Here is a 26,206-nt window from a genome sequence, read left to right on the forward strand (position 1 = left end):
CAAAGGCACCCCTTTAAAATTAGATGATAGCCATGTCTTTACCAACTTGGATGAACGCATCAATTGCGCGATCCAGTTGCTCACGAGAGTGCGCAGCAGACATTTGCGTACGGATACGAGCTGCGCCTTTTGGTACTACTGGGAAAGAGAAACCTACCACGTAGATGCCTTTCTCTAGTGCGCGCTCTGCGAATTCAGCCGCAACTTTTGCATCACCCAGCATGATTGGGATGATTGCGTGGTCAGCACCGCCCATAGTGAAACCAGCTGCTTCCATGCGAGTACGGAAGTGAGCAGAGTTTTCCCATAGTTGAATGCGTAGGTCGCCAGATTCCGCTAGAAGATCTAGAACGCGGATAGACGCCGATACGATTGCAGGTGCAACAGAGTTAGAGAATAGGTATGGACGAGAACGCTGACGTAACCAGTCGATTACTTCTTTCTTACCAGAAGTGTAACCGCCTGAAGCGCCACCCATTGCTTTACCAAGCGTACCTGTGATGATGTCGATACGGTCAACAACGTTATGGAACTCGTGAGTACCCGCGCCGTTTTCACCCATGAAGCCAACTGCGTGAGAGTCATCAACCATCACTAGTGCGCCGTACTTGTCAGCAAGATCACAGATAGCAGGAAGGTTAGCGACTACGCCGTCCATTGAGAACACACCGTCAGTTACGATAAGCGTGTGACGAGCGTCTGCTTCTTTAGCTGCGATAAGTTGTTGCTCTAGCTCTTCCATGTTGTTGTTCGAGTAACGGAAGCGCATTGCTTTACATAGACGAACACCATCAATAATAGATGCGTGGTTTAGAGCATCAGAAATGATTGCGTCTTCTTTGCCTAGAATCGTTTCGAATAGGCCAGCGTTTGCATCAAAGCAAGATGTGTAAAGGATAGTGTCTTCTTTACCAAGGAACGTAGATAGCTTTTGCTCTAGTTCTTTGTGAGAGTCTTGAGTACCACAGATGAAACGTACTGAAGCCATACCAAAGCCGTGCTGATCCATACCATCTTTAGCTGCTTCGATAAGAGCTGGGTGATTAGCAAGACCTAAGTAGTTGTTTGCACAGAAGTTTAGTACTTCTTCACCAGTCGAGATAGAAACCGCTGCTTTTTGTGCAGAAGTGATAATGCGCTCAGACTTGTAAAGACCTTCTTCTTTAACTTCTTCGATTTGAGTTTGAATCTGTTGGTAAAATGCAGAAGACATTGTCTATTCCTTCCTAATTATTATTCAGCAGCATCGCGCGCCGCATTATGTAGGGGATGTAAACGATTTCAATTCGATCATTTACACTGTAAAACTTATACCCCTATTCTAGTTGAACATCCCCTTCTCGATTATCCCTTTAGTTGGAAAAACATTAATGAATCGCAGGCACGAATAATGGTTCATCCCAGTGACACAGGGCACATAAACGCGTCTTACCTGCTCTTTTTAACGTCAAATCCCCTTCCGTTTGTGTCTAATTTCACTTTCATATCAGATCTCTATTTTTCATCTCAGAACGATATGGTGATGATTATCCGCTTCTCTTAGAATGTGCATCAGCAACTCCGCTATACAGATGAAAACCGATGAGATGAAAAGCAAAACACGCCAAGCAATCAGAGCAATCACGCCAAGTGATTAATGAAATTGATTCACAAATCAGAAGAGATCACTCACAATTGTCAATAAGCTCACCGTTGCAACTAGCCCTACTGGACACTTATGATTAACCCAAAACTCATCGCCCTACTTCCCGATCTCGCCTCGTTTATCTTAGTTGTGAACGAAGGTAGCTTTACCGCTGCAGCAAAGCAGTTAGGGGTGACACCCTCAGCGTTGAGTAAATTGATCACACGTCTAGAAAAAGCACTCTCAGTAAAGCTGTTTGAACGTACCACTCGTACATTGATCATCACGCAAGCAGGCCAGTTGGTATACGACCAAAGCGTGGTCATGATTAATGCGGCGCAACAAGCGGTTGAGCTGTCTACCTCCGACCATACTGAACCTGCAGGCTCTATAACGGTAGCGGCGCCTGAGGCGTTCTTGAACTCAGTGCTACAGCCTTTTGTTGTTCCATTTTTAAATCAGTATCCAGAGATTCAACTCAAGCTAAGGGCAGCTGATGGCGACATCGACATATTGCGCCAAGGCATCGACATTGCCTTTCGCCTTACCGACAAACCTGACGAGAGTTTGGTATTGAAAGAACTCGGAAAAACAAACCTCGTGTTATGTGCGAGCCCGGACTATTTAGATGCCAAAGGAATCCCTCACCACCCTACCGAGCTTTCTGAGCACGACTGCTTATACCTTGCAGAAACAGATAAAGACCACATTTGGGACTTTCTTAAAGATGATGAATTTCACACGGTACCCGTCACTGGGCGTTACGCAGTTAACCACTCGCAGATGCGACTGAAAGGTGTAAAAGAAGGTCTAGGCGTCGGTATTTTCCATGACTTCGTGATTCAAGATGCGTTGGCTGAAGGCTCCGTGGTACAAGTGTTGGAAGATTGGACCATCAAGAGTAATTACCATGGCGCTATCGCGATGCAGTTTGCTCAAACCAAGTACATGCCCGCTCGACTGCGTGTATTCATTGATTACGCGATGGAGCACTTGGGTGACAAGCTGGCAGGAGAAATAAACTGATGCTGAAAGGAATACACCACGCCGCCATTATTTGCTCAGACTACGAAGTCTCTAAGCGTTTTTATACGGAAGTTTTAAAGCTTGAAGTGATTGCGGAGAATTATCGTGAAGCACGTCAGTCGTATAAGCTCGACTTGGCACTGCCTAATGGCGCTCAAATAGAATTATTCAGCTTCCCTGACGCACCTGAAAGACCAAGCTTTCCGGAAGCTCAAGGGCTGAGACATTTGGCCTTTTGTGTTGATGACATTCAACATGTCAAAAGCTACTTGGAAGAACAAGGCATTGAAGTCGAACCGATTCGAGTGGATGAATTTACGGGGAAATCATTTACGTTTTTCGCAGACCCAGACGGCCTGCCGCTTGAGCTTTATCAGATCTAAAGCTGTATCAGATCTAAAGCTGTATCAGATCTAAAGCTTTATCAGATCTAGAGCAGTATCTAGTCTAAAGTCTTCCTCACAGAAGAAGAGCTCATCTGATTAATAAAACGGACCTTCTCAAGTCGAGAAAGTCCGTTTGCATGTCAATTAACTCAACGCGGTCTTGAATCTCTCAACGCGTGAAAACAGTAACCAATCCAATAGCATTGCAGTCACAATCGTTGCACCCGCGAGTGGAAACAGTACCGAAATAACAACCACAGTCACTAAACCCGCTTTCCATAAGCCTGCATCACCAAATTTCGGTGGAGTTCCCAACTTTCTTTGGCCTGAAGGTCTGCGCATCCACCACATTACTCCACCAGTCACTGACACCAAAATGAATGCCAAACAGAACAACGCATTTAGAAGCTTATTAATGATGCTGATGTCACCTTGGTGCAGAGAAATACCGACGGCTAAGGTTTTGGCGAATAAATTGTAATCTTGCCACGTCACCTCTCCTAGAATGCGCCCTGAGTATTGGTCGAGGTGAGTCGTGCGATCTTGGGTTGGGTCGATAATGTCACCGCCCATGGTATTGGCAGCCACGGTGTAAACGCCCGTTTCTGATCGCGGGAAATTGACTTTATATTGCGTAAAACCAAGAGATTGAGCTTTTGCTATCACATCATCAATCGAGAAATTACTCGCAGATAATACATGCTGAGAATGATCCTCACCCATCTTAGAATGATCATGAGCTTCAGACGCTTCTTCTACTTGATGGACGTGTTCTTCTGGCTTATCTTGAGACAAAGGCAGTGGAGTTTGCTCTAGGTTCCAAGGCATTTCCTCTTCAGACCCGTGATTTAAAGAAGCATGCGTTTCGTTAGACAGAGGAATATCGTCCCACATTTGAGCAGGAAAAGTACTCCATGCTTGCACTAGCTTACCGCCCCAAAAACCTGTCCATGATAATCCCGATAGAATAAATAACAGAAGAATGAATGACAGTGTTCCACCGATGTTCGCATGCAGATCACGCATTAAAATACGCGTTCCTGAACCAAATCGAAGCTTAAGAAAACCAGCGCGGCTCGCGTTATCTCTCGGTAACCATAAGTAAATACCACTGATGAGCAACAGAATAGACAAGCTTATTGCGACTTCAATTAGATAATCACCCCAATCACCAATCAACAAAGTGCCGTGAATGTCATTCGCTAGCTGATACAGGCTATCGCTGCGGGGGATTTCTCCTACCACTTCGCCAGTGTATTGATTCACCGTGGCGAAAACGGAAGTGCCATCTTCAAGTGATACAGAAAATCGGTTCGCAAGATCAGGGACTTTGCTCGGTACAAACTGTGTCACCGTACCTTGTGGGTAGTGATTTTGTACGGCAGCTAATTGTTGTGACACCTTGATCGGTTCGCCCGATGCAACAATTTCAATCGCGTCTTGATGGAAAGCAAGTTCGATTTCATCGTCAAACAGCATCACCAAACCAGTAATACTCAACATCAACATAAATGGGATAACGAATAGCCCAGCATAGAAGTGCCAGCGCCAAGTGAGGAAGTAGAGAGTTTTATTGCGGTCTTTGCTTTTTATATTGGTTTTCGAACCAGTTGTTGCACTGCTTTTAGACTGCGAAGTTGCTTGTGCTTTCGCAGGGGTTTGAGATTCATTTCTCAACATTATTATTTCCTTTGACACACGCAAACATACCTTCTGAAAGATCAGAAAGTAATTTGAGCATGTTTAACTTTACTTAATACTTTATTTTTTAATTATTTTAGTGGGTTAGGTTTAAGCAGTAACAAAGGGAGGGCCGCGCGGGGCTTGCCTCATATAGCGTTCGCTTAGAGCCAAAAAAGCGTAGCTGTCTGAGACAATAGAACTCAGTCGAGTTGTCAGTAGTGTAGTTGGAAGTTCATCTTGGTGAAACGTGGAAAAATGGCTAAAGGGACACGGCTTTCCTTTATGAGTATTAGGTTCACCTTCTTCAATTTGAACCAGTTCAAAGCCATTGACCGTACATAACGACGCCCATACTCCCGCACTATTACCATGAGCATTGATAACAGGCATTAATGTCACCAGCACCCAGCTTAATGCTGTAGCAAGTAACATGGAGAAGTTGAACGAGGTTCGGCGCATTATTCCAAATCTTTATAAATTTCCCTTATTATGAGGGACTTGGAATATAGGTAAACGTAAAGATTAACAGCAAGTTAAAAAATTGAAGCTAACGCACACTCTTTTTAGTTAAAAACTGGTTACAACCAAAGAGCCAAAAGAATGTTACGCGTCTATTAGCAGTAAAATGTCTAGAAAAATAGCAGTAAACTGTTTAGAGAAACGACAATAAAAAACGCCGCCTTACACCTTCCCCTAAAGAGGGTAATGTAAGACAGCGTTTTAGAAATCGAATCTTGAGGTTTTGCTCTTTGTTACGTATCTAGCAAACTCAATTGATTAGAAAATTAACCGAAGATCTTGCTCCAAATGCTTGGATTACGCTTCTCATGGTACTCTTCACGAAGGCCGTCAATAGTACGAAGTTCCTGCTGTGCCGACTCTAAGTCACCTTGGTCTAGCTTCTGCTCAATGCTATCCAATGATGCACTGATCTTTTTGAAACCTTCCATGAAGTTATCTTCTTTCTCTATTGGGTAAACACCCGTTTTGAGCTCTGCCACTAGCGTATCTAAACGAACGATAGGCTTTTGCATCTCTTCAATGCTTTGAGCTTCTGCCGCTTGTTTGAACGCAAGCTTCATTTCTTGCATGTTTTTCTTAAGGTCAACATTAGCAAATGCGTTGCCAGACAATACTGAAGCAGCGATTAAGCCAGATAAAAGGATTGAGCGAGTTTTCATTATTTCTCCAAGTGAAGCGGTGTCTTTGAAGTTAGAGCCATCATTATTGTACTGTGGCACTTCGACTTTATTATTTTCGGTTAGTGTATACAAAAATCCGTCGGGCACAAAAATTGATTGTGTCGAAATGCAAACTAGCTAGCTAACCAATGACTAAAAAGTATAAAGTACCGGACAAACCATCACTCAAATACCGAAAACTCGGCAATCGATTGACGACCACGTAATACCAAAAAGGCTAGGAATTGCTGTGGTGAATGGGTAATCACTTTACTCGAATCCACGCCCACCTCACCAAGTAGTGAAGACACGAGATCCAATCCACCCACATCTATGCAGAAATGCGCATCGCTACCTGTCGTAATAAACGCACCTTTCGCTTTAGCAATTCTTGCGATCTCGTAACAACGATCAACACTGCCAACGCGGCTATTGCCTTTAAGCGTGGTGTTATTAATTTCGATTGCTACGTTATGTTCCGCCGCACATTGAATCACAACTTCAAAATCGAAATCAAAATTTGGGTTGCCTAAATGACCAAGTGCATCAACACGACCGCCTTTAATCACATTCAACAATGCTTCTGTATGAGTAGCAACATCCGACGGGCGAAAAACGGGCTCGTGGAAGCTGGCAATCACCCAATCTAGATTCTTATCCACACTCGGATGAATGTCGATTTCACCCTGTGTGTTCATGATGTTTGACTCGACACCTCGAATAATAGCGACATCTTCAATAAAACGAGGGAGCACACGTTGGTTACTGAAGAACCAATAGTGTGGCGCGCCCGGCATAGACTCGGAATGGTCGGTCGTACAAAACATAGCTAAACCGTTTTGTTTTGCCGATTTTGCATTCTCGATCAACGTGCTGTAAGCATGACCACTTGCGTATGTGTGGGTGTGGGTGTCTACTTTTAGTTCCATGAATCAATGCCCTCTTCGCTCGGTCAAAAAACGTGCTTAAGAAATGAGTGCTTAATAGCAACAATTCGACCAGTTTATCAGTTGAAAGTGACAATTAGCACCCAAACATAAAGGTTTATTAGGTGTTCATTTACACGACACGGGAATACGTGGCTACCAGAAGACGCTAACGCTTTTCTTATCTAAGTAAAATCGATCATACTCGGTAATTACGCCAATTTTTTGCAACCTACCCAAGTTCGTCAATACTTAAACCAGTCTACAAACTGGAGTGTTAGATGAGAAGAAGACGATATCCGCTGAGTATCCACATCACTAGCCTTTTCCTAATTTTGACAACACTTGTCGGTGCGGTATTGATTTCGATAAGTTATCGGCACTCCCAAGAGCTGCTGTTAGGCACAGTGCGCGAGATCAGTAATGAGCATCGCGACAAGCTGGAATCAGTATTTAAACAAGCCATTGCCCCTGTCATCACAACCTTAAATGTGATGGCGGTGAGCCCGTTTGTTGCTCATCAAACTTCCGCTGTCGAAAAAGACTCTTGGCTTGCTTCGGTCGATATCATCTTCAAACAAAACACCAATTTGGTCGCTCTATTTTATGGTTCTGAAGATGGTGACTTTAGAATCTTTCGTCCACTAAGCACCAATAAACAGAGAGCCGACAACAACGCTCCCGCCAAAGCTACCATGATGGTCAGCAGCACCAATCTAGATGGTGAAAACTTTATTACCTTTCTCGATGGCGCACACCAAGTGATCAGTACCCGACAAGCCGAGAGTAAGTTCAACCCCACGACTCGACCTTGGTTTCGTAACGCAAAGCCTGACGGCTCAATACAACTCTCTGAGCCCTACCTGTTCTATTTCCTGCAAACCAATGGCATCACGCTTTCTAGACGTTCTTTGGATGGCAAGCATGTCGTTGGTGCCGACTTCACGTTGAAATCTCTCTCTTCCCAGATCAGTGAATTGGCCTACTCTCCACAAACCCGACTCGCTCTGTTCGATCAACATTTCAATCTTCTCGGCCAACATCAACTTGATCTATCGATTCCCAAGCTTACCTCCCAGCCTAACGACACAAGTAAAACTGAGAAAACGAATAACCAAACGACAGGGAAACTCTCTGGTAGTGAGCAAGACCAAAGCTTCTTTAATGTGCCTAAGCGTGAACAGATGGAAGCATTGAAAGCATCCGTCATAGCACCACTTATCTCCGACGAGGAGAAATTAAGCCTCAACCTAAAAAACGTTGAGTACAACTTAAACACTTGGGCATTAACGCTAACTCCTGTTGAGCTCACTCAGGATGTCACTTTATATTTGGCAGAGGCTACGCCACACAATGAGTTGCTCTCTGATCTTATCTCGATGCGTGACAAGCAAGTCGCCGTCGCGATTGGGATGTTGTTCATCTGCTTCGCTATCGTATGGTTTGTCGCCAATCGTTTGTCTCAGCCGCTTAATACGCTGATGCAACTCACCGACAACATCGCACGATTTGACTTCAGGCGAACTCATTATCCCAAAAGCATGATTCAAGAAGTGGCTAACCTCGCCCACTCAATTGAGCTGATGGAACACACACTTCATGATCTTATTACGCTACTTCGAGACACGGCAGGTAATCAGGAGTTTTCGATATTAGCCAAAAATATTGCTCATCAAAGCTATTTAATTACCAAAGCAGAAACCATCGTCCTCTTCACTCAATCAAAAGAGAAAGATGTGTTTGATACGGCCGCGAACCTCGCCATTCTTCCCTTTAAGGCCGACATTAATGACTTCATCAAGCACACCCCTTGGTTGCTGTGCCAGCTTAAATCCGGAGAAACCATCCACTTAAACCGAGAAGACAATGTTCTCAACTATTACCAAGATTCGATCTTCAATTCAGATCTGTACCTGTTCCCACTATTAAACCGTGAGAAGTTGTTGGTGGGTATCGTCGCAATTGGCTATGAAAGACCGATTACCAAGATGCAGGCAGACAAGCACGCCTTCTTACGAGAACTGCTCAGCTTTGCGGAAATAGCCAAAGATAACATTGACCAAATGCAGCAACAGAAAGACATGCTGAATGCCTTTATCGAGTTGATTGCATCAGCGATTGATACCAAATCACCTTACACGGGCGGGCACTGCCAACGCGTGCCTGAACTGACCAAATGGCTGACTCAAGCAACCATTGATGATGACCGTTATTACCCGCAATTCTCATTGGATAGTAAACAGTGGGAAGAGTTAATGCTCGCCGCTTGGCTTCATGACTGCGGCAAGGTAACCACACCTGAGTATGTCGTAGACAAAGCGACAAAACTTGAAACCATTTACGACCGAATCCACGAAGTGCGGATGCGTTTTGAGCTGTTGAAACAGCAAGCGGAAACCGATTGCTGGAAAGCTATAGCGAACGGAGCGCTTCAAGAGGAGCAGCTTAAGATCCTCGAACAAAGCTTGTCAGAATTGGATGAAGAATTTGCCTTCGTTGCTGAGTGCAACCTTGGCGGCGAATCTATGACGGAAGAGCAGCTAGAACGCTTAGATCAAATAGCCAAACGCCAATGGAAACGTACACTGGATGATCAATTGGGTTTGTCTTGGTCTGAAAAAGAGAGATTTAACACCCAAAAAGAGTCGGTTGAGAAAGACAGAACTGAGCCAACGAGGCAGGAAGAGGGTTTGCCCGTCATGGAGCCTCTGCTTGCAGACAAACCGGAGCATAAAATACCTTGGGACAATGGCTTTAACCCTGCCGATGTATGGCAAGAAGCGTTTGTGCTTAAGCCAGGAGAGGTCAAATACAACCAAGGTGAACTGCACAACTTGAAAGTTCGTCGTGGCACGTTAAACGATGAAGAACGTTTCATGATCAACGATCATATTATTCAAACCTTCACCATGCTTAACAAGCTGCCTTATCCTTCTTACCTCCAGAATATTCCGGATATCGCCAGCGGACACCACGAGCGTATCGACGGCAAGGGCTACCCAAGAGGCTTAAGCGAAGACCAATTACCTCTACCGTCCAGAGCGATGGCCATTGCTGATGTCTTTGAAGCGCTCACCTCTAGTGATCGCCCGTATAAGAAAGGCAAACTCCTAAGCGAATCACTCAACATCATGACCGACATGGCCACCAGCGGTCATATCGATCCCAAGCTGTATTTGCTGTTCTTAGAAAACAAAATCTACGACAAATACGCTGAGCGATTCCTAGAGACTAAACAGCGTTGCGAGATTGAACCAAACGAACACATCGACCGAGTAAAAGAGTACATTCGTTCATTGTTCTAGGCTTTTGTCTGTAATCTTCAGCCTCAATGTTTAGCTTTTAACGGCAGAGTCCAAAACCGCAGCATCTGCTACAACCACAGCAGATCGAGGTGTTTGCTTGGCTTTTGCTTTGCTGTGTCTTTTAGCCAATAGAGTATTGGTTATGCTCGCCACGACTATCAAATTGATGCCGATTAACTGCTGAGATGAAAACACGTCATCAAAGAACAAGCTCTGCCATAACGCACTGAACAGCATGTTCGTGAAAATTAGGGGAGCCAACTGAGAACCGCTGTCTGCCAACTTGTACGCTTTCGAGCGGAAGATTTGCGTGTTAATAGTAAATAGAGCCAATCCAAAAGCGCCAAGCCCAATCCAGCGTAAGCCTTCAAAAGATAGCAGAGCCGAAAAGGTTCCATTGCCCGCAGCACTCTCAAGCATATCTGGATCCGCAGATACTGAAGTAAACACAACCATTGGTATCACAAAGATTGCCGCGACCAAGAACGTCCACGCGTTAAGCTCTGCGGGTGCCAGGCTAGTCTTGGATGCTCGATACAAACTCACTTGTGAACCTGAATTAAACACACCCGCCAATAACCCTAGCAATAGCGCTGGCCTAAAGAATTCCGAACCAAACTCAAACTGCGACCAATCCCCTGCCATCATCACTACGCCGAAAAATGTAATGGCTAAACATGCGATAGTCGTTGTATGAATCTTGGTTCCGAATATTAATTTTTCTAACAACGGAATAAACAGCGGACCCGTACTGAATAACACCACACCTTCAACCAGCGTTAAGGTTTGTAGTGAAGTAAGGAAACACCACTGACACGCCACCATAAAGATCGCCCGCATCACCAAAGGTTTCCACATATCGAGTGAAGGTTTCGTTATTTTGTAAAACATCAAGAATAAAAATAAGAACAGACTGGGTAACAAAAAACGCACAAAACTGAGTAACGAGATTGGCATCACTTCAGATAGATACTTGGCCATCAAGCCACTCAAAGACAAACTGAACGTCGACAACAACATGAAAGTCGTCGCCTTGGTAATATCAGACATAATTATCACCTCCTATGACACCTATTTTAGAAGCGTGACGTGATGAAAAATAGCGAGTAATATTAACCATAACTGTAAGGAAAACTTACCAATGAAGAAACTCGTCCCGCTTAAATCCGTTTATGCTTTCATTGCTGTTGCTGAAACCGGCAGCATGACCGACGCTGCTCGAGTGTTGTATGTCAGTCATTCTGCAGTAAGCCAAGCCATCAAATCACTAGAGCAACTGGTTAATAAACCGCTATTTCAGCGAGTAGGTCGTCGTGTTGTTCTTAATGCCGCCGGTAAGCGATATTATCGAAAGGTTGCGCCCGCACTTGAACAGGTGATAGAAGCCACCGAAGAGCTTGCCAGAACGCCTAACGATCACCGCATTACCCTCAACATGGTGAACTCACTCGCCATGCACTGGTGGATCCCGCGAGTCTCGGAATTCCAAAGCTTTGCCCCCTCTCTTGATATTCGTATATCCACGCTAACGGGCACTTTCGACATAGAGCAGGAAGGTGTCGACATCGCGCTGGTGCACGGTAAACCGAGCGAGTGGGACCGATATTACAGCGAAAAGCTCGGTGACGATGATCTGGTATTGGTGTGCAGCCCAGCACTATTGAAAAACCAAATGGGATTAAGCGTTGAACAACTGGTGAAACAAAACCCAACCATTGGTGTCTTCAACCCAAGAAGACAGCATGACTGGCAAGTGTGGTGCGATCATTACCAAATACCCATGCCGACGTTCCACAGTAACTTGACGTTCGATGTCTCGATTCAAGCCGTACAGGCTGCCATTCGTTCGCTTGGTGTATTAGTCACTCACCGCTTGTTTGTGAAAGATGACATCAGCCATGGCATGTTGGTCGAAATTAGTGAGCCAGTGGCTAACCCCCATCAAGATTTCTATTTCGTTTGTCCAAAAAACAAATTAAAACAAGAAAGTGTGCTAAAACTGAGAACATGGTTGAGGCATGAATTCACACGCTCAGAGACAAAACTCAGCGAGTAACTAATCATCAAGTAACAAACCAACTAGTAACAACTCATCTAGTAACCAACCATCTAACTTACAGAGGCCATTATGATTATTACCACCACACAATCTGTCGAAGGCAAACGCATTGTCGATTACAAAGGGGTTATTGCCGGAGAAGCCATTCTAGGGGTTAACGTATTCAAGGATATGTTTTCAGGTATTCGAGACTTCGTCGGTGGACGTTCTGGCACCTATGAAAAGGAACTGGAGAAAGCACGTAACTACGCATTCAAAGAGCTAGAGCAGAAAGCGATTGAAGCGGGTGCAAACGCAGTTGTTGGTGTCGATATCGATTATGAAGTCTTAGGAACAGGTAATGGCATGTTGATGGTATCAGCCAGCGGAACAGCGGTTGTCGTCGCTTAATCGAATCTGAAATCATGTGATTCAATAAATGCTTATTCCAACGTTCGGTTTGTTTATCACCAGAAGGTTGGAATAAGGATAAGCCGTGGCTGAAGTGAATTTAACTCGTTCTGCCTTCTTGCTCAGAGATGATCTCATCAAAAGAGGCAATTCGAGCGAGGAACGTCCCCTTGTCTTTCGGTAATATAGAGCTTGCCAAAGGCAGGTCAGCCTTCATCGCGTCGACCGCCCTTCCACGTACCAACACTTCAAAATGTAAGTGAGGCCCTGTTAAACGGCCTGTTGCACCCGACAACGCAATTTCCTGCCCACGCTTAATCTGTTGCCCTTTCTTAACCAAGAATCGACTCAAATGCAGATAACGAGTTTTGTAAACACTGTTATGTTCTATCACTATGTATTTCCCTGCGTATGGATGGTCACGAAGTGCCACAACCCTACCGTCTCCCGTTGAATAAACGGGTGAACCCACAGGTGTGGCGAAATCAGTACCATTATGCGGCGATACACGTCCAGTCACAGGATGCTTTCGGAATGGGTTGAATGATGAAGTGATTCTTCGGAATTGTTTGTCTATTGGGTATCGATTGAAAGCTTGCTCAAGGCTATTCCCTTCTCGGTCATAGAAACGTCCATCCGCAGCAAGAAAAGCCGCCACTTCCCTATTTCGTAGCTTGATAGAGACCCCTTGCACTTCAGTCTTACCCGTTAAGTGATCTTCCATGTATTGCTCTTTAACCAAAACATTAAAGCTGTCGCCAGCTCTGAGATCTTTGGAGAAGTTAATTTTATCTTTCAGCGTTCGAGTGATATTGGCTATCTGGGCACTGGTTAAACCGGCCTTGTAAGCTGACGTGGAAAAACTACCCTGCACCGCACCTGCGTACAGCTTTTCTTTCCATTCCCCAGGAGTCTCGATGAACTGATAACTAAAACTACCGTCATCATTTTCTGTGTAAACAGCCTGCTCAACCAAGCTCTCATGGTAAATCAATTCGACTAGCTGCTTAGAGTCACTATCCAACAACAACTCTAGATGATCACCAGGCTTGATCGTGTCCAGTTTCAGTGATTCTAGATCGGCCTCAAGTATCTTTTGAGCCGTTCCGTAAGGGAGTTTCCAAGAGGTAAATACATTACTGAGTGTATCCCCAACTTTGACAAAATAATGAACTCTTACCAGAGAACTTGACTCAACGTCTGAACTCGATGGCTTCTCATCAGCCGAAACCACACCTTGGTAAGGTGTAATTTTGATAGCGATGTCTTCTGGTGGTTCAGGAGAAAGAGAAAGATATAAAGCAAGTGAAAATGCGCTGATAGCAGTAACAATCAGGCCAGTGCGGAGGAACTTCATAAAAATACTTAACGGTTATCACAATGAACTTTTCAAATGTTATAACATAACAATTGATTCAGTAAAATAAGCGAAATGTAAGAAACCGTTCCGTAAAAATGATTAAAAGCATAGTAAGCGTACGAAGCTCACCATGCCATTAAATAATTACTCTTCACAAAGCGCTTCAAAACGATCTAAGCCGCGTAGCATCTCAAAATCTGGCTCTTCAGCTAGCAACTCTCGCATTGAGCCACTGGCTTCGATAGAGCGCTCTAAGTCGTCGATTGCCTGACCTTCAGCACCTAATCTTGCATACGAACAAGCTCGTTGGTACAAGGCGTGAGCATTTTGATCATCCACTTCCAATACACGGTTACATAAGCTCATTGCCCAATGGTATTCCTGCATGTCCATTGCGGCATCAGCTTTATAAGTGAGCGCCTCTAAATCACCAGGGCGGACTTTTAAGATCTCATCGTAAATTTCAATTTTTTGCTCGGCGGTTTGAGCATTTTGCGCTCTCAACCATAAGTTGTGTATTTCATTGATGATTTCAATTTCTCGGTTGTTCTCTGAGATAATTCGAGTCTTACGCTTTAGATCCCTTTCAAGAACGTTAAACTTCTTCTCGTACTCTTGAGCGATAGAATTCAATCGCTGGTCAGCCATCTCTTTGGTTGTGTGCTTGAGTTCTTTAAGCGATTGCCACCCAACTAATGCGATAAGTGAAGCGACACCCGCAATAATGTAGAAAAAATAGGTTACAGTCACGTTGGCGTAATTCAGCGATTTGTCCGCCACAGCGAGCTCACGGTCGGTCATCTGAATAGTCAAACGTCTTTCAAGATCTTGTTGGTCCATTCTTAGCTGCTTCAATTCATCCAAGATATAGCGTTCCATCAACGGTCGATCTAAATAGTCCAATTCTGAGTACTCAACCTCTTCGCTTGCAAAACTCATCGTGCTGAACACCGAGATAACTGCAATCAATAAGATTCGAAGCATTATACATTCCTTATATGTTTCATCTTTAGGCTAACTGTATCTTGTAATAGTCATACAAGCTAGGAAGTCGACAAGTTTGGCTTATTCGTATTAGTTAATAGTTATTTATAGCTCGATAGTCACTCACTTCTACAATCGACTCTTTCTACAATCGATTCCTCCAACCACGGACTCTTCCAACAATCCTGCATAAATTCCATTGTGTGCTATCAGCTGTCGATGGTTACCTTGTTCAACAATTTCACCCTTTTCCAACACCAAAATCGTATCTGAGTGACGAACGGTACTCAAACGGTGTGCAATCGCAATCACGGTTTTTTCCTTGAAAAGGCGCTGCATTGCTTTTTGAATTAGGTCTTCGGTGATTGAATCTACCGAACTGGTCGCCTCATCAAGCATCATCAGTTGTCCACCTTGTGCAACCGCTCTAGCGAACGAGATAAGCTGCGTTTGCCCTACAGACAAGTTGGATCCGTTCTTTTCCAAGTGGAAGTCATAACCTTGTGGCAATTGTTCAATAAACTTATCGGCATAAACATAGCGCGCAGCCTGTTCAACCTCAGTTCTAGATAGATGCGTTTTACCCAGCGCGATATTGAATTGGATGGTCTCTTCAAATAAGTGCACGTCTTGCATCATCATTGAGAACAAATGAGCAGAGTCTTCGCTTGAGATCTGAGACAGCTCTAATCCATTCAACAAAATGCTGCCTTCATAGTCTTGGTAGGTTTTAGAGATTAGACGCAGAACCGTCGACTTACCTGACCCCGTCGAACCTACAAGCGCGATTTGATGCCCTTTCTCCAATAAAAACGATACATTATTTAGAACATAAGGAGAGTCGTCTTTGTAACGGAAGCTCACGTTCTTAAACTCTAGGCTCACAAACTGTTCGAGCTGTTTTTCAACCTTGCTCGATAGCAACAGGTTGCGCCCTTCTTCTTCAGTCGGCTCAACAAACAGCTCTTCAATATGGTCAAACGCTGCAAATGAACTCTGAATCGAAGCAATCTGCGAAGTAAAGTCACGGATCGGCACAAACACTTTCTCTAAGGTGTTGATGAACGCAATTAGCACACCCAACGTGAGTGCCCCTTCTATCACTTGCTCAGAGCCATACCAGATCATAATTGCGATGGTGATAGAGGTGATGCCAGAGATAAACGAGAACAAAATCGCATCGTATTTATTTATCTTTTTCTGCGCTCTTAAAAACTCATCGGTATAGCCTTGGTAACGCTGTTCTACTTGATCTTCCGCTCGGTACATCTGAACGGTTTTCATACCAAATAAGACTTCTTGTAAAAAGCCAATACCACGAGCGAGCGAAGAACGAGTCACCTTGTACAGTTCACGAAGTCGGTTTCTCACGTACACCGTCAAATACATCACAGGCGGCATAATGATCAAAACAATCATCGTTAATTGCCAATCAATGAAGAACATCATTACCAACAGAGCAATGGTATTGATACTGTCCTTCACTAGACCAACAACCGATTGAACAAACGTCTCGCCGATGGTTTCCAAGTCGCTGGTTAGTCGTGAAAGCGTGACGCCAATCGGTGTGTTATCAAAATAGCTGCGTGGTAGTTTGAGCACACGAGCAAACAACACTGAGCGCATGTCAGTTATCGTGTATTGCCCGGTTTTACGCAGGTTGTACGAATAGGTGGTATCCACCACATAGCTCGCCACCAGCACGGCAACGAGATAGAAGACGTATTCGAGCAGACCATCCATATCCCCATGACTCAGGTGAACATCGATCACTTGAATGATCAGCCAAGGGAACAACAAGCTCGTGATGACAGAAAGAGGAAGCATAGCGATGCCCAGAATCGCAGAGCCTTTGTATTTCTTAGCAAACTTAAAAAAGTGCTTGAGGTACTTGAGATCAACACCTTTTAACATGCTGCTGCCTCCGTTTCATTCTGCTGTAACTGCCATGTATCGTAATAGTAATCGCACGTTTTCAATAACGTCGCGTGGTCGCCCTTCGCAATCACCTTACCTTCGTTCAACACGATAATTTCATCCATATATTCAAGGGCATTAACACGGTGTGAAACCACAAGTACCGATTGATTTTCCAAGCGCTTAAACAAGCCCTCTAAAATCTTACGTTCTGTTTCATAGTCGACAGCCGATAGAACGTTGTCCATGATGATCAGGTCGGTGGGTTGCAATAAAGATCGCGCAATGCTCAAGCGCTGTTTCTGACCACCCGACAACATGATCCCTTTCTCACCGACTAAGGTTTGGTCGCCATGCTCAAAACGTGTAACGTCATTGGCTAACTGACTCAGTTCTAAAACCTCATCAACCTGACTCTTTGCCAAGTCAGTATCTAAGCTACCGAAGCGGATATTGTCTTCGACGGTTGCAGAAAACAGATAAGGGTCTTGCGTCACGGTTTTCACGTAACGGCGCAAATCACTGCGCGAGAAGCTAGTGACATCTCTTTCGCCAAGAAAAACCGAACCTTCTGGTACATCCAAGTGATGGTTCAAGCAATTCACTAATGTCGTTTTACCCGCTCCGATTCCGCCTAGCACACCCACTTTCTTACCTGCTGGAATGTCAAAGCTGATGTCATCGAGAATCAGACGCTCTTCACCTGAATAGCTGAAGCTGAGGTTGCGAATAGAAAACGTTTTTCCCTTCAGAGATTCAACATCTAACTCAGTGAGCTTATCTTCATCAAGGTCTGGAACTTTGGCATTAAGAATGGTTTGTACACTTTGAATACCCACCATGCCACGCTGATAAATGGTCGCGATTCTGCCAAGCTGCATCAATGGCATAGCGAGCAAAACCGAGTAAGTCAGAAAGGCAGTAATCTCACCGAGGGTTAGCTCTTGTCTCATTAACATGTAGCCACCGAGCCCAAGAATGATGATTTTCATCAGGTCATTGGCGTAGTCGAGTACTGGCATAAAGAAGACTTGAATACGTGTAATTTTAAGGCGGCATTCAAGTAATAACTGATTCAGCTTTTCAGTTTCAGCTTTCACCCAAGGTGACATCTGCTGGCTCTTAATCAAATCAATCCCAGACAGGTAACTCATTAGCTGAGCAGACAGGTTTTGCAGACGTTTCATGTGCTCTAAATGCAGCGTTTTCATACGCTTGAAGCCCACCCGAAAAATCACAAAAGCGATTGAGATAGGAATAATCGAATACAGTGTGAGTTCTGGCGATATACGCCACATATAAAGAGGTGTCAGCGATAACGCGAGTAACGCATTGAAGAACTGAAGAAACCCCACACCAAACATCAGTCGGATGCCGCTAAGGTCATTATTCATGATTGAAATTAGCCGACCAGATGCAAAACGTTCATGAAAGCTGCTCGGTAAGCGATTCAGCTTTTGTAGAAGTGTACTCTTTAGTGCGGCTTCTGTAATTCGCCCCGGATTAAGCGCATAGATACGAGACAGAATTCTCACCACCACCATGGCAACCGACATGCCGACCACGATCCAAACATAGGTTTGAAGCTGCTGATGGCCCGTTGTTGAAGCATCCTCAATAAGATCGATGGCAAGTTGGATATAACGAGGGATCTCTACCTGTAACCAGTTAACGAGAAAAATGAACACAATCGCCAGTAAGTACGAGGGGCGATTCATGCGCAAATAGTGGGCAACAAACTGTCTTTTATTCATAGTCTTCTTTGTTTAGGGCAGGCTCACCGAGTTTTGGTGATTTCGTAAAGCTAGAAACGAGCGTCACTTAAGTAAAGATACACCTAAAACACCGGATTGATAATATCACTCCATTCATTTTATACAGGTTATCTCAGGTCTCGATGTTAGAAAAATTCACAACAAAAGCGCCTAAAACAACGTTACCGCCTAAATAGCGGTAACGTTGTTTGGTAGAAGATAAAGATTAAAGAATCACGTCTACATTATCGTCCTCAATATTTACAAGGAGTTTCACTTCACTTCCCATTGCCGACGGATACCAGACTTCAACCCATACTTTATCAACATGATTGGGTAAAAGGAGAGTTGTAGAGAAATCAATATCTTGATTGATTGGGCTCCTCAGCACTTGTGAGGTGTAATCGACAACATCACCATTGAACTCTGTATAAATACTCATAAAACCTCGAGAACTTTGCGAGCTTGCTACGTCAACGTTTACAGACACTTCTCTCTCCGTAGAAAAATCAAAACCTTCCGGTATAGATAACTCAGATGATTTAATAGACTGCGGTACCACTACTGGAGCAGGTGCCACAACGTTATTGCTACCAACGGTCGAATTACTCGGAGGAGTGACGGGGACCGGAGCCGTAGTATTGCTCGGAGGAGCGACAGCACTTGGAGATGAAGCGGTACTATCACCTCCACCTCCGCCGCCACAAGCTGAAAGGAATACAAAGCCTACACCACTCAAAATTAGTTTGATTGTTTTCATAAATCCTCCTGATTAATCTTCCGTTGACCAAGTTTTGTTGGCGTTAGGGTTTTGGTACCACGTTGGTTTTGAAGCACCGCCTGATGTAGCCCACTCAGCAAATTCGGGGTACACCTCACTAACATCAATGTATTCTGATGGATGATTCCAAGGTGATGAAATTAAGATACCCCAAGGCATGTTTTGTGTCGTTCGGTAATATTTATCACTAGACGGGTCTGAATCATCTTGTGCAATACCATAGAAATCACTCACTAACGTGCCACGCGACGTTGGTGGGAAGTCCGCAGTATGGATTTCTAAGTCTTTCCCTGGCGATGTAGAGAAACTGTCACCATGGTAATAACCCGCTCCCGCACCAAAGATGAATGGGTCGAAGCCACTTAATGGCATCAGTGAACTCGCTGTGGGCTCGTTTCCAGAAGCAAACGGCAGAGAAATACTGAACGTCATTTGGTCAGCTTCTAAAGTCGGACTACAAGAAGGGTTAGTGCGGTGGAACATACACTCACCGTTAATCGGCAGATCATTTTTTAGGTTCAACGACGCGACAACAACGAGGTCTCCTCCTGGCGATGCAACACTTTTGTCTTCACCCGTAAACGGCGAAATATTTACCCGAGTCGCGCCATTCTTTTGCACTCGAGCCGTTTGAAGATCGACATCTGACTCATCGAAGCCATCAAGCTTCCATCCCAGTCCATTACCATAAGAAGCACCGTAGGCCATTATGGTTCCCGTAATATCCATTCGAAGCACTGCGTCCTCTTTACTTAAAATGGTGGTGCGGTAGTAAACCACAACGTCATTTAAGTCGAAGTCACCAACTTCTGGCCAATTATCTTCGAAGGCCGCTGTATAGTAATTCGAATGTTGAACCGTTGTGCCAGGATCCGTAACGTTAAACACGTAGTCCTCAACTTCACCATCACCAACATAACCGTCACTCGGAATGTTAGGGCTACTCGCTAAACGGAATCGAGTTTGTACGCTCCCAACGACAGCATCATCACCCACTCGAATAGGGACGACTTGGCTTCCATCTACAACAGAATGATTTTTTAGTATCTGCTCGTCATCCTCAAAAGATCCATTCATATCCCAGTCAGCCCAAGCTTGCAGATAACCACTCCCCACAACGTTGACATTAATTAAACTGTCTAAGCCAACTTCAAGGTTCGTCAACAATGTAATTCCGTCCTCATCATTTCCGCCAACATCCAAATCATCGCCGTTGGATGATGCACCAGGTTGGCCATCTGTATCGGCATCAACACTAGCACCTAAGTACAGTGTGGAAGATATCGCATGCTCAGCACCGTTACTCGCCTGCAACGTTCCATAACTATCAGGAGCGTCACCAAAATCAGATTCATCTGAACTTTCTATTGGCGTAGTAAACCCAGATAAGTCCCAGTTACCGTCAAATGCCGAGAAAATCGGGTTGGGGAAACTACTGCTACTGCTCGTAACCGTTTCAAATTGTAGAGTTACAATCGAGGTATTCTTGTAGGTGAATTTTACAGCACCGGAAGTGTCGGTTTCCGAATAGTTCGTACCTGGCCCGGTGAATAGAACCGACGTTCCATCGGCACTCTCTTCCGCCGTCAAACTCGCGCTAGCACTACCAAGTTGATAACTGTAGAAACCTTCACTTTTAAACACTCTTACTTGCTCCGACTGCACGGGTTCGCCATCAATGTCATAGCCAATCATGTCAAATTCGGGAAGTGTATAAGGCACTGAGAACGTACCTGAGAGGCCATCCGTACCATCATAAAATTCAAACGTATAAGTTAGACCTGCAGAGCCCGCAGAGTTAGTTTGATAGAGAAAACCAATATCTCCTGAGGGTTGTGTTGCACCAACTTTGTAGTTAGGAGCATGAAACAAAAATGTCGCATCACCGAACACACTACTAGACACTTTGGCATCTATTGTTTTTCCATCATGTGTACCAACGTTGAGGAAGTGCATCGAAGATCCATCATAGGTTGGCCCAGCCCACGAACTGCTGCCGTTCGTCGCCTCTACATGATTTGAAAAGTCCAAATCTACCGTCGTTGCATAGACAGGGGCACTGGCAACGGCCGTCATAAGATAAATAACTTGCTTGTATTTCATAGTAAACCTCGACTTCTTCTTCGCATGAGCGATTTCCTTGAAAAGTGTGTGAACTCTGAACGGCAAGTTAAAGAAGCGTCTCAGTTAACTCTGAAACAAACTATTCGCATCTTTGTTTATTATGTTGGTGCCGATAAAGCGAGCTGCTTAATACAAAGAAGCAAAAGAGAAGCCAAGTTTCCGATCGTTTCAAAATCACCGTATAACATTGAAAAATAAGACTTATTTTTCCACATTGAAATTACAGTCAGAATGAAACGGTCTTTTCTTCAAAATAAGAATCAATTTGATGAGAGGTTAGTCAACTTGAAAGTCTGTTAGATAAAGAAACGTTCTATGCTGGTTGGAAACGGATAGGTTGTTTACGGACTGGAGGCGTTTTGCTTAAAACTCAAATTACGATGGGTTAGCTCAACTAAAGGAGGGAGGAATTATTGTTGGTTCATGGTGAACAAAACTGTTTAAAACATTCTACTTTTAAACAGTTTTGATTTATCAAAAGGGTTACAGCATTTCCTTTGCGATTAGATGCAGCAAAAAGGTTTCACGTTCAATGCTCATGCCTTTTTTAGGGCTCTCAGCCATGGTCTTTTCGTTGTGAGCGATCGCTTCATGGATATTCATCCACACCGGTTTCATCCCGTTTTTCACTTCGTAGTCTTCGTAAGCTGTTTCGCCAAGCTCACGATCAATCTTGCATGAGTAGCAGTAAGAAATCATGTGCATTATATCTGCATCATCTTTATACCAAGGACGAAACTCTTCAAAAATACCGAACGGTTTAATACTGTGAATGTTCTTCGCACCCGTTTCTTCTTCAAGCTCACGGACCATACCTGCGATCACATCTTCACCGTCATCCAAACCACCACCAGGAATGGTGTAGTCGTGATAACGCTCTGTATAAAGCATCAAAATGTCTTCGCCATCTAACACAATCGCACGTGCAGCATTGCGCTTATATACCGTCTTATTGTCTAGGTGATCGATATCAGGGTGAATAGTGGTTTTTAGGTGTCTCATGATTCTGACTGCTCTACTGAATTTGGCGGCATCATATCATAATCATCAATAGATTCGACGTTCTCCGTCCCCTGAAAGAACACATAACCTCTGCTTTTGATCGCTGTTCCCCCACTGCTATCTAGTAGAAATAACCATCAAGTAGCACCTTATTGACGGAGGCCGTTCCTGTTAGAGCACCAGCTATGCCAGCATGATCAAACACTCAAAAATCCGTTAAAAATAGCGAAATATCAACCTATTTCAATATCTTGACCAAATTAGAACAACCTTTTCTGAAATCTAAAATATACTAGTTTCATAGAGCTTCTAATCTGGTTCTGTAGAACTTAACGCATTCGATTATAGAGTTATCACGTAGGAGATAAACATGAAGAAAATTGGTTTGATGGCTGTATTTGCCGTTGTGTTGGGCGGTTGTGCAAACGACTATGCAGAATATAGCGAAGGCCAACGTGTTTCAGTGGCTAACCCAGCTGCGGTTTATTGTGTTCAACAAGATGGTGAATTAGACACCGTAACTGAAAACAATCAACGCACTACTTATTGTGTATTTGATGACGGTGAACGTATCGAACAGTGGGAATACTACCGCAACAACCATGAGCAAAAAGAAGAAAGCTAAGCTGCGACATCGTGAACTGTTGACGTCACACCTATACACGACGTTGACCCTTCACTAATGCCACCCTGTCAAATGACATGACATTAGGTAAACTGTTCGCTATCGAGCGGTCGGTTTACCTTACTATACACATCAACTTTGTACACACATCAACTTTATACACAAAGCACCTTTGGGCTACCTACCTGTATTACTAATATTGGTGTTTTCGCTATCTCCACCAGCGATGTGTGTGATCTGATTCTGGATCTAAATAACGATTCAATAAAGTCAGGTTAGTATCGAGCAATGCTAGGTACTCCTTAACTTTTTCTATGTCGATTCCGACTGGGGTATTTTGGATGCAGGTCTCCAACACTGGAAGCAAGCTTTCTACGATATCAAAATGAGATGAACGCCCGACTAACTCCTTTGCCGCTAACAAGGCTTCCAAAGACAACCTTTCTGGCTCTCGTCTTACTGAATCCAAATCCCTCTTAAATGCACCCACAGAGACACCTTCAAGATAGACTCGGTAGGTCGTCAGAGCATCCATTAACAGAAACAATTGCCCTTGCTCTGTTTGATGAGGGTATGGCACTGCGACATGAGCCTCTCGCTGAGGATCTATTTGTAGTTCCACTCCAAGTGCAGAGCACTTCTCGACCAAAACCTTAAGCAAACCTTGCTCGTCCATCAGCGATTGAATCTCGAAGATACGTTGTAAGTGGTAGTCATTAGAAACGAACGTCACCGTCACACTCTGCCCGCGTGTAAACAGCCCACTTTCAATCATCTCTGAGGCCAAGTTTTGAATGTTCTCAACCGTATTTGTCGAATGCTGCTCAAGTAAAACCGCCCCTATGGGAAACGGATACTCAAGTTGATTTTCAAGCTCTCGAAAATACTCGTGCATCATATCGGCTTCAGAAACGGTTTGGCCTTGTGTCACCCCACCACAGAACGCCACAGCCGTTTGCTGGTTCGACTCTTCAGCCAAAGGCCCAGCCAGATACTCAACTAAAGCATCAACTCGACTGATTCCTTCATTAGTCAATTTATTCTCATTAAGTCGCTTACCTAGCACAATAAGGAGGTGAATAATGCTCATTTTATGTTCAAGTCTCGTTTTAGTGATTAGATGGAGTGAATTATGTATACAATACTTATTAACAAAAGTATTTTGAAATTCTTACATGTTGCTATCAATAATGCTCACTATTGATAGCAACATCTCGGGTCATACAAGAATAGACGTGTCGCTTTAAAGCAAACATAGCACGCTCTTGTATTTCATCGCTCTATGCTTGTTAACACGAGTTTCAATAAAAGAGACCTTTCAAGCAAAGAGCCAGCTCAATCGAATAACTGTTTCAGCCAAAGAACTGCTTCACCCAAAGAACAGGTTCACTCAAAGAAGTGGAACTAACGAAATACAAATTTTACACAGAGTTCGTTCATCGAACCGTCTTCACAGGAAGTTACTATGCTGTCTATTTTTGATATCTACAAAATTGGGGTTGGGCCGTCCAGCTCCCACACAAATGGACCAATGATCGCTGGGTTTAACTTTACCCAAAAAATTGATGCTCAGCTTACACAAGTAGAGCGTATTCAAATCGACTTATACGGCTCGTTATCATTAACGGGTATTGGTCACCATACAGACAGAGCGACCTTATTAGGTTTACTCGGCAACCGCCCCGACACCATTAAAATTACCAGTGCTAACAAAGCAATGCGTAAAGCAATTGAAGATAAGTCTCTACTGGTTAGCGGTAACCATGAAATTCACTTCGACGTAGAAAGCGACTTGCTGTTCCATAAAACCAACCTTCCGCTGCATGAAAATGGCATGACCATCTCTGCTTTTGACGCAAGCGGTAGTCTTTTAGAGATGGAAACATATTACTCAATTGGTGGTGGCTTTATTGCAACCGCTGATGAGCTACAAAACGGCAAGCAAGAAGCAGAAACACAAGTTGAGTTCCCTTTTTCTTCTGCCAACCAACTACTTGAATTGTCAGAGCAGCAAGGGCTTAGCCTTGGTGGCTTAATCCTGCGCAATGAAGTGTCTTTTCAAGGCATGGACGTGATTGACCAAAAAGCCGACCAAATCTGGAAGGTGATGTCTCTGTGCATGCAGCGAGGCTTCGACACCGAAGGCATCCTTGATGGCGGTCTAGAAGTGACGCGTCGAGCCCCTGCTCTTTTGAAAAAGCTTGAGGCCAATGCTTCGATTGAAAACGATCCAATGGAGATCATGGATTGGATTAACCTATTTGCCTTTGCTGTGAGTGAAGAAAACGCTGCGGGTGGACAAGTCGTAACATCGCCAACTAACGGTGCGGCTGGCGTTATCCCTGCGGTACTAATGTACTACCACCGCTTCATCAAAGAGCTAGACACTAAGCAGTTGAAAGACTTTTTAGCAGTCTCTGGCGCTATTGGCATCTTGTACAAAACCAACGCTTCGATTTCTGGTGCAGAAGTGGGTTGTCAGGGCGAAGTTGGCGTATCTTCATCAATGGCTGCAGCAGGCTTAACCGCCCTACGCGGTGGTAGCAACGAACAAATCTGCATCGCAGCTGAAATCGCTATGGAACACTCACTAGGCATGACATGTGATCCGATCGGTGGGCTTGTTCAAGTGCCATGTATCGAGCGCAATGCAATGGGCGCAATGAAAGCCATCAACGCATCACGTATGGCGCTGAAACGCACCAGTAAGTGTCTTATCTCGTTAGACAAGGTTATCGCAACCATGTACCAAACAGGTAAAGACATGAACAAAAAGTACCGTGAAACGTCCTTAGGTGGCTTGGCCGTGATCCACATGGCTCCTCCTTGTGAATAACCGCTAAGAACACGAGTCGAGAAAGCCGCTGTAGAGACGGCATTATCGTAAACGTCGTTTTCGATACCCAAACAAAGCCAGCCACCAAGCTGGCTTTTTTATTGGCTAAAATCCAACAGCTAATTGAAAGTGATACTCACTTGAATATTTTACAAGATTTCCACCTGTAACTTTCCGTTCTTGGCTCGCGAATTAGCAACAAATAAATCTGACCGACATTTACACAACCATCCACTAGCAAAA

Annotated in this window: 21 protein-coding genes; 7 read left to right on the forward strand and 14 right to left on the reverse strand. The window is 44.2% G+C overall.

Features of this window, described 5'->3' with window-relative positions; all coding sequences use genetic code 11:
* Positions 1-19 precede the first annotated feature (19 nt).
* Entirely contained in the window at positions 20-1,213 is a 1,194-nt protein-coding gene (locus MED222_RS18270) for a glycine C-acetyltransferase (protein ID WP_009845597.1), read from the reverse strand.
* 504 nt (positions 1,214-1,717) lie between these two features.
* Here MED222_RS18270 and MED222_RS18265 point away from each other — a divergent pair.
* Both MED222_RS18265 and gloA2 read left to right on the forward strand, forming a co-directional pair.
* Entirely contained in the window at positions 1,718-2,650 is a 933-nt protein-coding gene (locus MED222_RS18265; protein ID WP_009845598.1) for a LysR family transcriptional regulator, read from the forward strand.
* Positions 2,650-3,033, forward strand: a complete 384-nt coding sequence (gene gloA2, locus MED222_RS18260; RefSeq protein ID WP_009845599.1) for an SMU1112c/YaeR family gloxylase I-like metalloprotein — start codon at positions 2,650-2,652, stop codon at positions 3,031-3,033. The genes MED222_RS18265 and gloA2 overlap by 1 nt, the downstream gene beginning before the upstream one ends.
* 147 nt (positions 3,034-3,180) lie before the next feature.
* On the opposite strand, the gene MED222_RS18255 is transcribed toward gloA2, so the two are convergent.
* From MED222_RS18255 to MED222_RS18240, 4 genes are all read right to left on the reverse strand, one after another.
* On the reverse strand, positions 3,181-4,716 hold the full coding sequence (locus MED222_RS18255) for a PepSY-associated TM helix domain-containing protein (RefSeq protein WP_009845600.1): 1,536 nt from the start codon (positions 4,714-4,716) through the stop codon (positions 3,181-3,183).
* Positions 4,717-4,827: 111 nt separating this feature from the next.
* On the reverse strand, positions 4,828-5,178 hold the full coding sequence (locus MED222_RS18250; RefSeq protein ID WP_009845601.1) for a hypothetical protein: 351 nt from the start codon (positions 5,176-5,178) through the stop codon (positions 4,828-4,830).
* A 326-nt stretch (positions 5,179-5,504) separates the two neighbouring features.
* Complete coding sequence (locus MED222_RS18245) at positions 5,505-5,900, reverse strand: cytochrome b562 (RefSeq protein WP_012600383.1); 396 nt, start codon at positions 5,898-5,900, stop codon at positions 5,505-5,507.
* Between the two features lie 182 nt (positions 5,901-6,082).
* Positions 6,083-6,829, reverse strand: a complete 747-nt coding sequence (locus tag MED222_RS18240) for a phosphatase (protein WP_009845603.1) — start codon at positions 6,827-6,829, stop codon at positions 6,083-6,085.
* A gap of 278 nt (positions 6,830-7,107) precedes the next feature.
* Here MED222_RS18240 and MED222_RS18235 point away from each other — a divergent pair, with 278 nt between their 5' ends.
* A complete protein-coding gene (locus tag MED222_RS18235) occupies positions 7,108-10,131 on the forward strand; it encodes an HD domain-containing phosphohydrolase (protein WP_032555068.1) in 3,024 nt (1,007 codons plus the stop codon).
* Between the two features lie 30 nt (positions 10,132-10,161).
* On the opposite strand, the gene MED222_RS18230 is transcribed toward MED222_RS18235, so the two are convergent.
* Positions 10,162-11,181, reverse strand: coding sequence for a DMT family transporter (locus tag MED222_RS18230; RefSeq protein ID WP_009845605.1), 1,020 nt, complete (start codon positions 11,179-11,181; stop codon positions 10,162-10,164).
* Positions 11,182-11,272: 91 nt separating this feature from the next.
* On the opposite strand from MED222_RS18230, the gene MED222_RS18225 reads away from it, so the two are divergent.
* Positions 11,273-12,187, forward strand: coding sequence for a LysR substrate-binding domain-containing protein (locus tag MED222_RS18225; RefSeq protein WP_009845606.1), 915 nt, complete (start codon positions 11,273-11,275; stop codon positions 12,185-12,187).
* Between the two features lie 72 nt (positions 12,188-12,259).
* Positions 12,260-12,580: a heavy metal-binding domain-containing protein gene (locus MED222_RS18220; protein ID WP_004730185.1), complete on the forward strand. Its 321-nt coding sequence runs from the start codon at positions 12,260-12,262 to the stop codon at positions 12,578-12,580.
* A gap of 100 nt (positions 12,581-12,680) precedes the next feature.
* On the opposite strand, the gene MED222_RS18215 is transcribed toward MED222_RS18220, so the two are convergent.
* The 7 genes from MED222_RS18215 to MED222_RS18180 all read right to left on the reverse strand — a co-directional run bounded on the left by MED222_RS18215 (position 12,681) and on the right by MED222_RS18180 (position 22,502).
* Positions 12,681-13,937: a peptidoglycan DD-metalloendopeptidase family protein gene (locus MED222_RS18215; RefSeq protein WP_009845607.1), complete on the reverse strand. Its 1,257-nt coding sequence runs from the start codon at positions 13,935-13,937 to the stop codon at positions 12,681-12,683.
* A gap of 147 nt (positions 13,938-14,084) precedes the next feature.
* Positions 14,085-14,924 (reverse strand): tetratricopeptide repeat protein, encoded by an 840-nt coding sequence (locus tag MED222_RS18210; protein ID WP_009845608.1) that lies wholly within the window; start codon positions 14,922-14,924, stop codon positions 14,085-14,087.
* A gap of 129 nt (positions 14,925-15,053) precedes the next feature.
* Positions 15,054-16,838: an ABC transporter ATP-binding protein gene (locus MED222_RS18205; RefSeq protein WP_009845609.1), complete on the reverse strand. Its 1,785-nt coding sequence runs from the start codon at positions 16,836-16,838 to the stop codon at positions 15,054-15,056.
* Positions 16,832-18,595 carry an ABC transporter ATP-binding protein gene (locus tag MED222_RS18200; RefSeq protein WP_032555070.1) on the reverse strand — a complete coding sequence of 588 codons (1,764 nt, stop codon included), beginning with the start codon at positions 18,593-18,595 and terminating at the stop codon, positions 16,832-16,834. The genes MED222_RS18205 and MED222_RS18200 overlap by 7 nt, the downstream gene beginning before the upstream one ends.
* 226 nt (positions 18,596-18,821) lie before the next feature.
* Positions 18,822-19,355: a hypothetical protein gene (locus MED222_RS18195; protein WP_009845611.1), complete on the reverse strand. Its 534-nt coding sequence runs from the start codon at positions 19,353-19,355 to the stop codon at positions 18,822-18,824.
* 12 nt (positions 19,356-19,367) lie between these two features.
* A complete protein-coding gene (locus MED222_RS18190; protein WP_009845612.1) occupies positions 19,368-21,479 on the reverse strand; it encodes an LruC domain-containing protein in 2,112 nt (703 codons plus the stop codon).
* Positions 21,480-21,983: 504 nt separating this feature from the next.
* Positions 21,984-22,502: an NUDIX hydrolase gene (locus MED222_RS18180; protein WP_009845614.1), complete on the reverse strand. Its 519-nt coding sequence runs from the start codon at positions 22,500-22,502 to the stop codon at positions 21,984-21,986.
* A gap of 370 nt (positions 22,503-22,872) precedes the next feature.
* Between MED222_RS18180 and MED222_RS18175 the strand changes: the two genes are divergently transcribed.
* Positions 22,873-23,127, forward strand: a complete 255-nt coding sequence (locus MED222_RS18175; protein WP_009845615.1) for a putative hemolysin — start codon at positions 22,873-22,875, stop codon at positions 23,125-23,127.
* A 211-nt stretch (positions 23,128-23,338) separates the two neighbouring features.
* Here the strand turns inward: MED222_RS18175 and MED222_RS18170 are convergent, their stop codons facing one another.
* Positions 23,339-24,217: a YdcF family protein gene (locus tag MED222_RS18170; protein ID WP_009845616.1), complete on the reverse strand. Its 879-nt coding sequence runs from the start codon at positions 24,215-24,217 to the stop codon at positions 23,339-23,341.
* 375 nt (positions 24,218-24,592) lie between these two features.
* Here MED222_RS18170 and MED222_RS18165 point away from each other — a divergent pair, with 375 nt between their 5' ends.
* A complete protein-coding gene (locus MED222_RS18165; RefSeq protein ID WP_009845617.1) occupies positions 24,593-25,963 on the forward strand; it encodes an L-serine ammonia-lyase in 1,371 nt (456 codons plus the stop codon).
* Positions 25,964-26,206 lie beyond the last annotated feature (243 nt).

The sequence above is a fragment of the Vibrio sp. MED222 genome, assembly GCF_000153005.1.
In the GTDB taxonomy this organism is placed as follows: domain Bacteria; phylum Pseudomonadota; class Gammaproteobacteria; order Enterobacterales; family Vibrionaceae; genus Vibrio; species Vibrio tasmaniensis_A.

Coding starts and splice junctions, on each gene's coding strand:
- MED222_RS18270 (WP_009845597.1), bottom strand. CDS start 1,213: ATGTCTTCTGCATTTTACCAACAGATTCAAACTCAAATCGAAGAAGTT.
- MED222_RS18265 (WP_009845598.1), top strand. CDS start 1,718: ATGATTAACCCAAAACTCATCGCCCTACTTCCCGATCTCGCCTCGTTT.
- gloA2 (WP_009845599.1), top strand. CDS start 2,650: ATGCTGAAAGGAATACACCACGCCGCCATTATTTGCTCAGACTACGAA.
- MED222_RS18255 (WP_009845600.1), bottom strand. CDS start 4,716: ATGTTGAGAAATGAATCTCAAACCCCTGCGAAAGCACAAGCAACTTCG.
- MED222_RS18250 (WP_009845601.1), bottom strand. CDS start 5,178: ATGCGCCGAACCTCGTTCAACTTCTCCATGTTACTTGCTACAGCATTA.
- MED222_RS18245 (WP_012600383.1), bottom strand. CDS start 5,900: ATGAAAACTCGCTCAATCCTTTTATCTGGCTTAATCGCTGCTTCAGTA.
- MED222_RS18240 (WP_009845603.1), bottom strand. CDS start 6,829: ATGGAACTAAAAGTAGACACCCACACCCACACATACGCAAGTGGTCAT.
- MED222_RS18235 (WP_032555068.1), top strand. CDS start 7,108: ATGAGAAGAAGACGATATCCGCTGAGTATCCACATCACTAGCCTTTTC.
- MED222_RS18230 (WP_009845605.1), bottom strand. CDS start 11,181: ATGTCTGATATTACCAAGGCGACGACTTTCATGTTGTTGTCGACGTTC.
- MED222_RS18225 (WP_009845606.1), top strand. CDS start 11,273: ATGAAGAAACTCGTCCCGCTTAAATCCGTTTATGCTTTCATTGCTGTT.
- MED222_RS18220 (WP_004730185.1), top strand. CDS start 12,260: ATGATTATTACCACCACACAATCTGTCGAAGGCAAACGCATTGTCGAT.
- MED222_RS18215 (WP_009845607.1), bottom strand. CDS start 13,937: ATGAAGTTCCTCCGCACTGGCCTGATTGTTACTGCTATCAGCGCATTT.
- MED222_RS18210 (WP_009845608.1), bottom strand. CDS start 14,924: ATGCTTCGAATCTTATTGATTGCAGTTATCTCGGTGTTCAGCACGATG.
- MED222_RS18205 (WP_009845609.1), bottom strand. CDS start 16,838: ATGTTAAAAGGTGTTGATCTCAAGTACCTCAAGCACTTTTTTAAGTTT.
- MED222_RS18200 (WP_032555070.1), bottom strand. CDS start 18,595: ATGAATAAAAGACAGTTTGTTGCCCACTATTTGCGCATGAATCGCCCC.
- MED222_RS18195 (WP_009845611.1), bottom strand. CDS start 19,355: ATGAAAACAATCAAACTAATTTTGAGTGGTGTAGGCTTTGTATTCCTT.
- MED222_RS18190 (WP_009845612.1), bottom strand. CDS start 21,479: ATGAAATACAAGCAAGTTATTTATCTTATGACGGCCGTTGCCAGTGCC.
- MED222_RS18180 (WP_009845614.1), bottom strand. CDS start 22,502: ATGAGACACCTAAAAACCACTATTCACCCTGATATCGATCACCTAGAC.
- MED222_RS18175 (WP_009845615.1), top strand. CDS start 22,873: ATGAAGAAAATTGGTTTGATGGCTGTATTTGCCGTTGTGTTGGGCGGT.
- MED222_RS18170 (WP_009845616.1), bottom strand. CDS start 24,217: ATGAGCATTATTCACCTCCTTATTGTGCTAGGTAAGCGACTTAATGAG.
- MED222_RS18165 (WP_009845617.1), top strand. CDS start 24,593: ATGCTGTCTATTTTTGATATCTACAAAATTGGGGTTGGGCCGTCCAGC.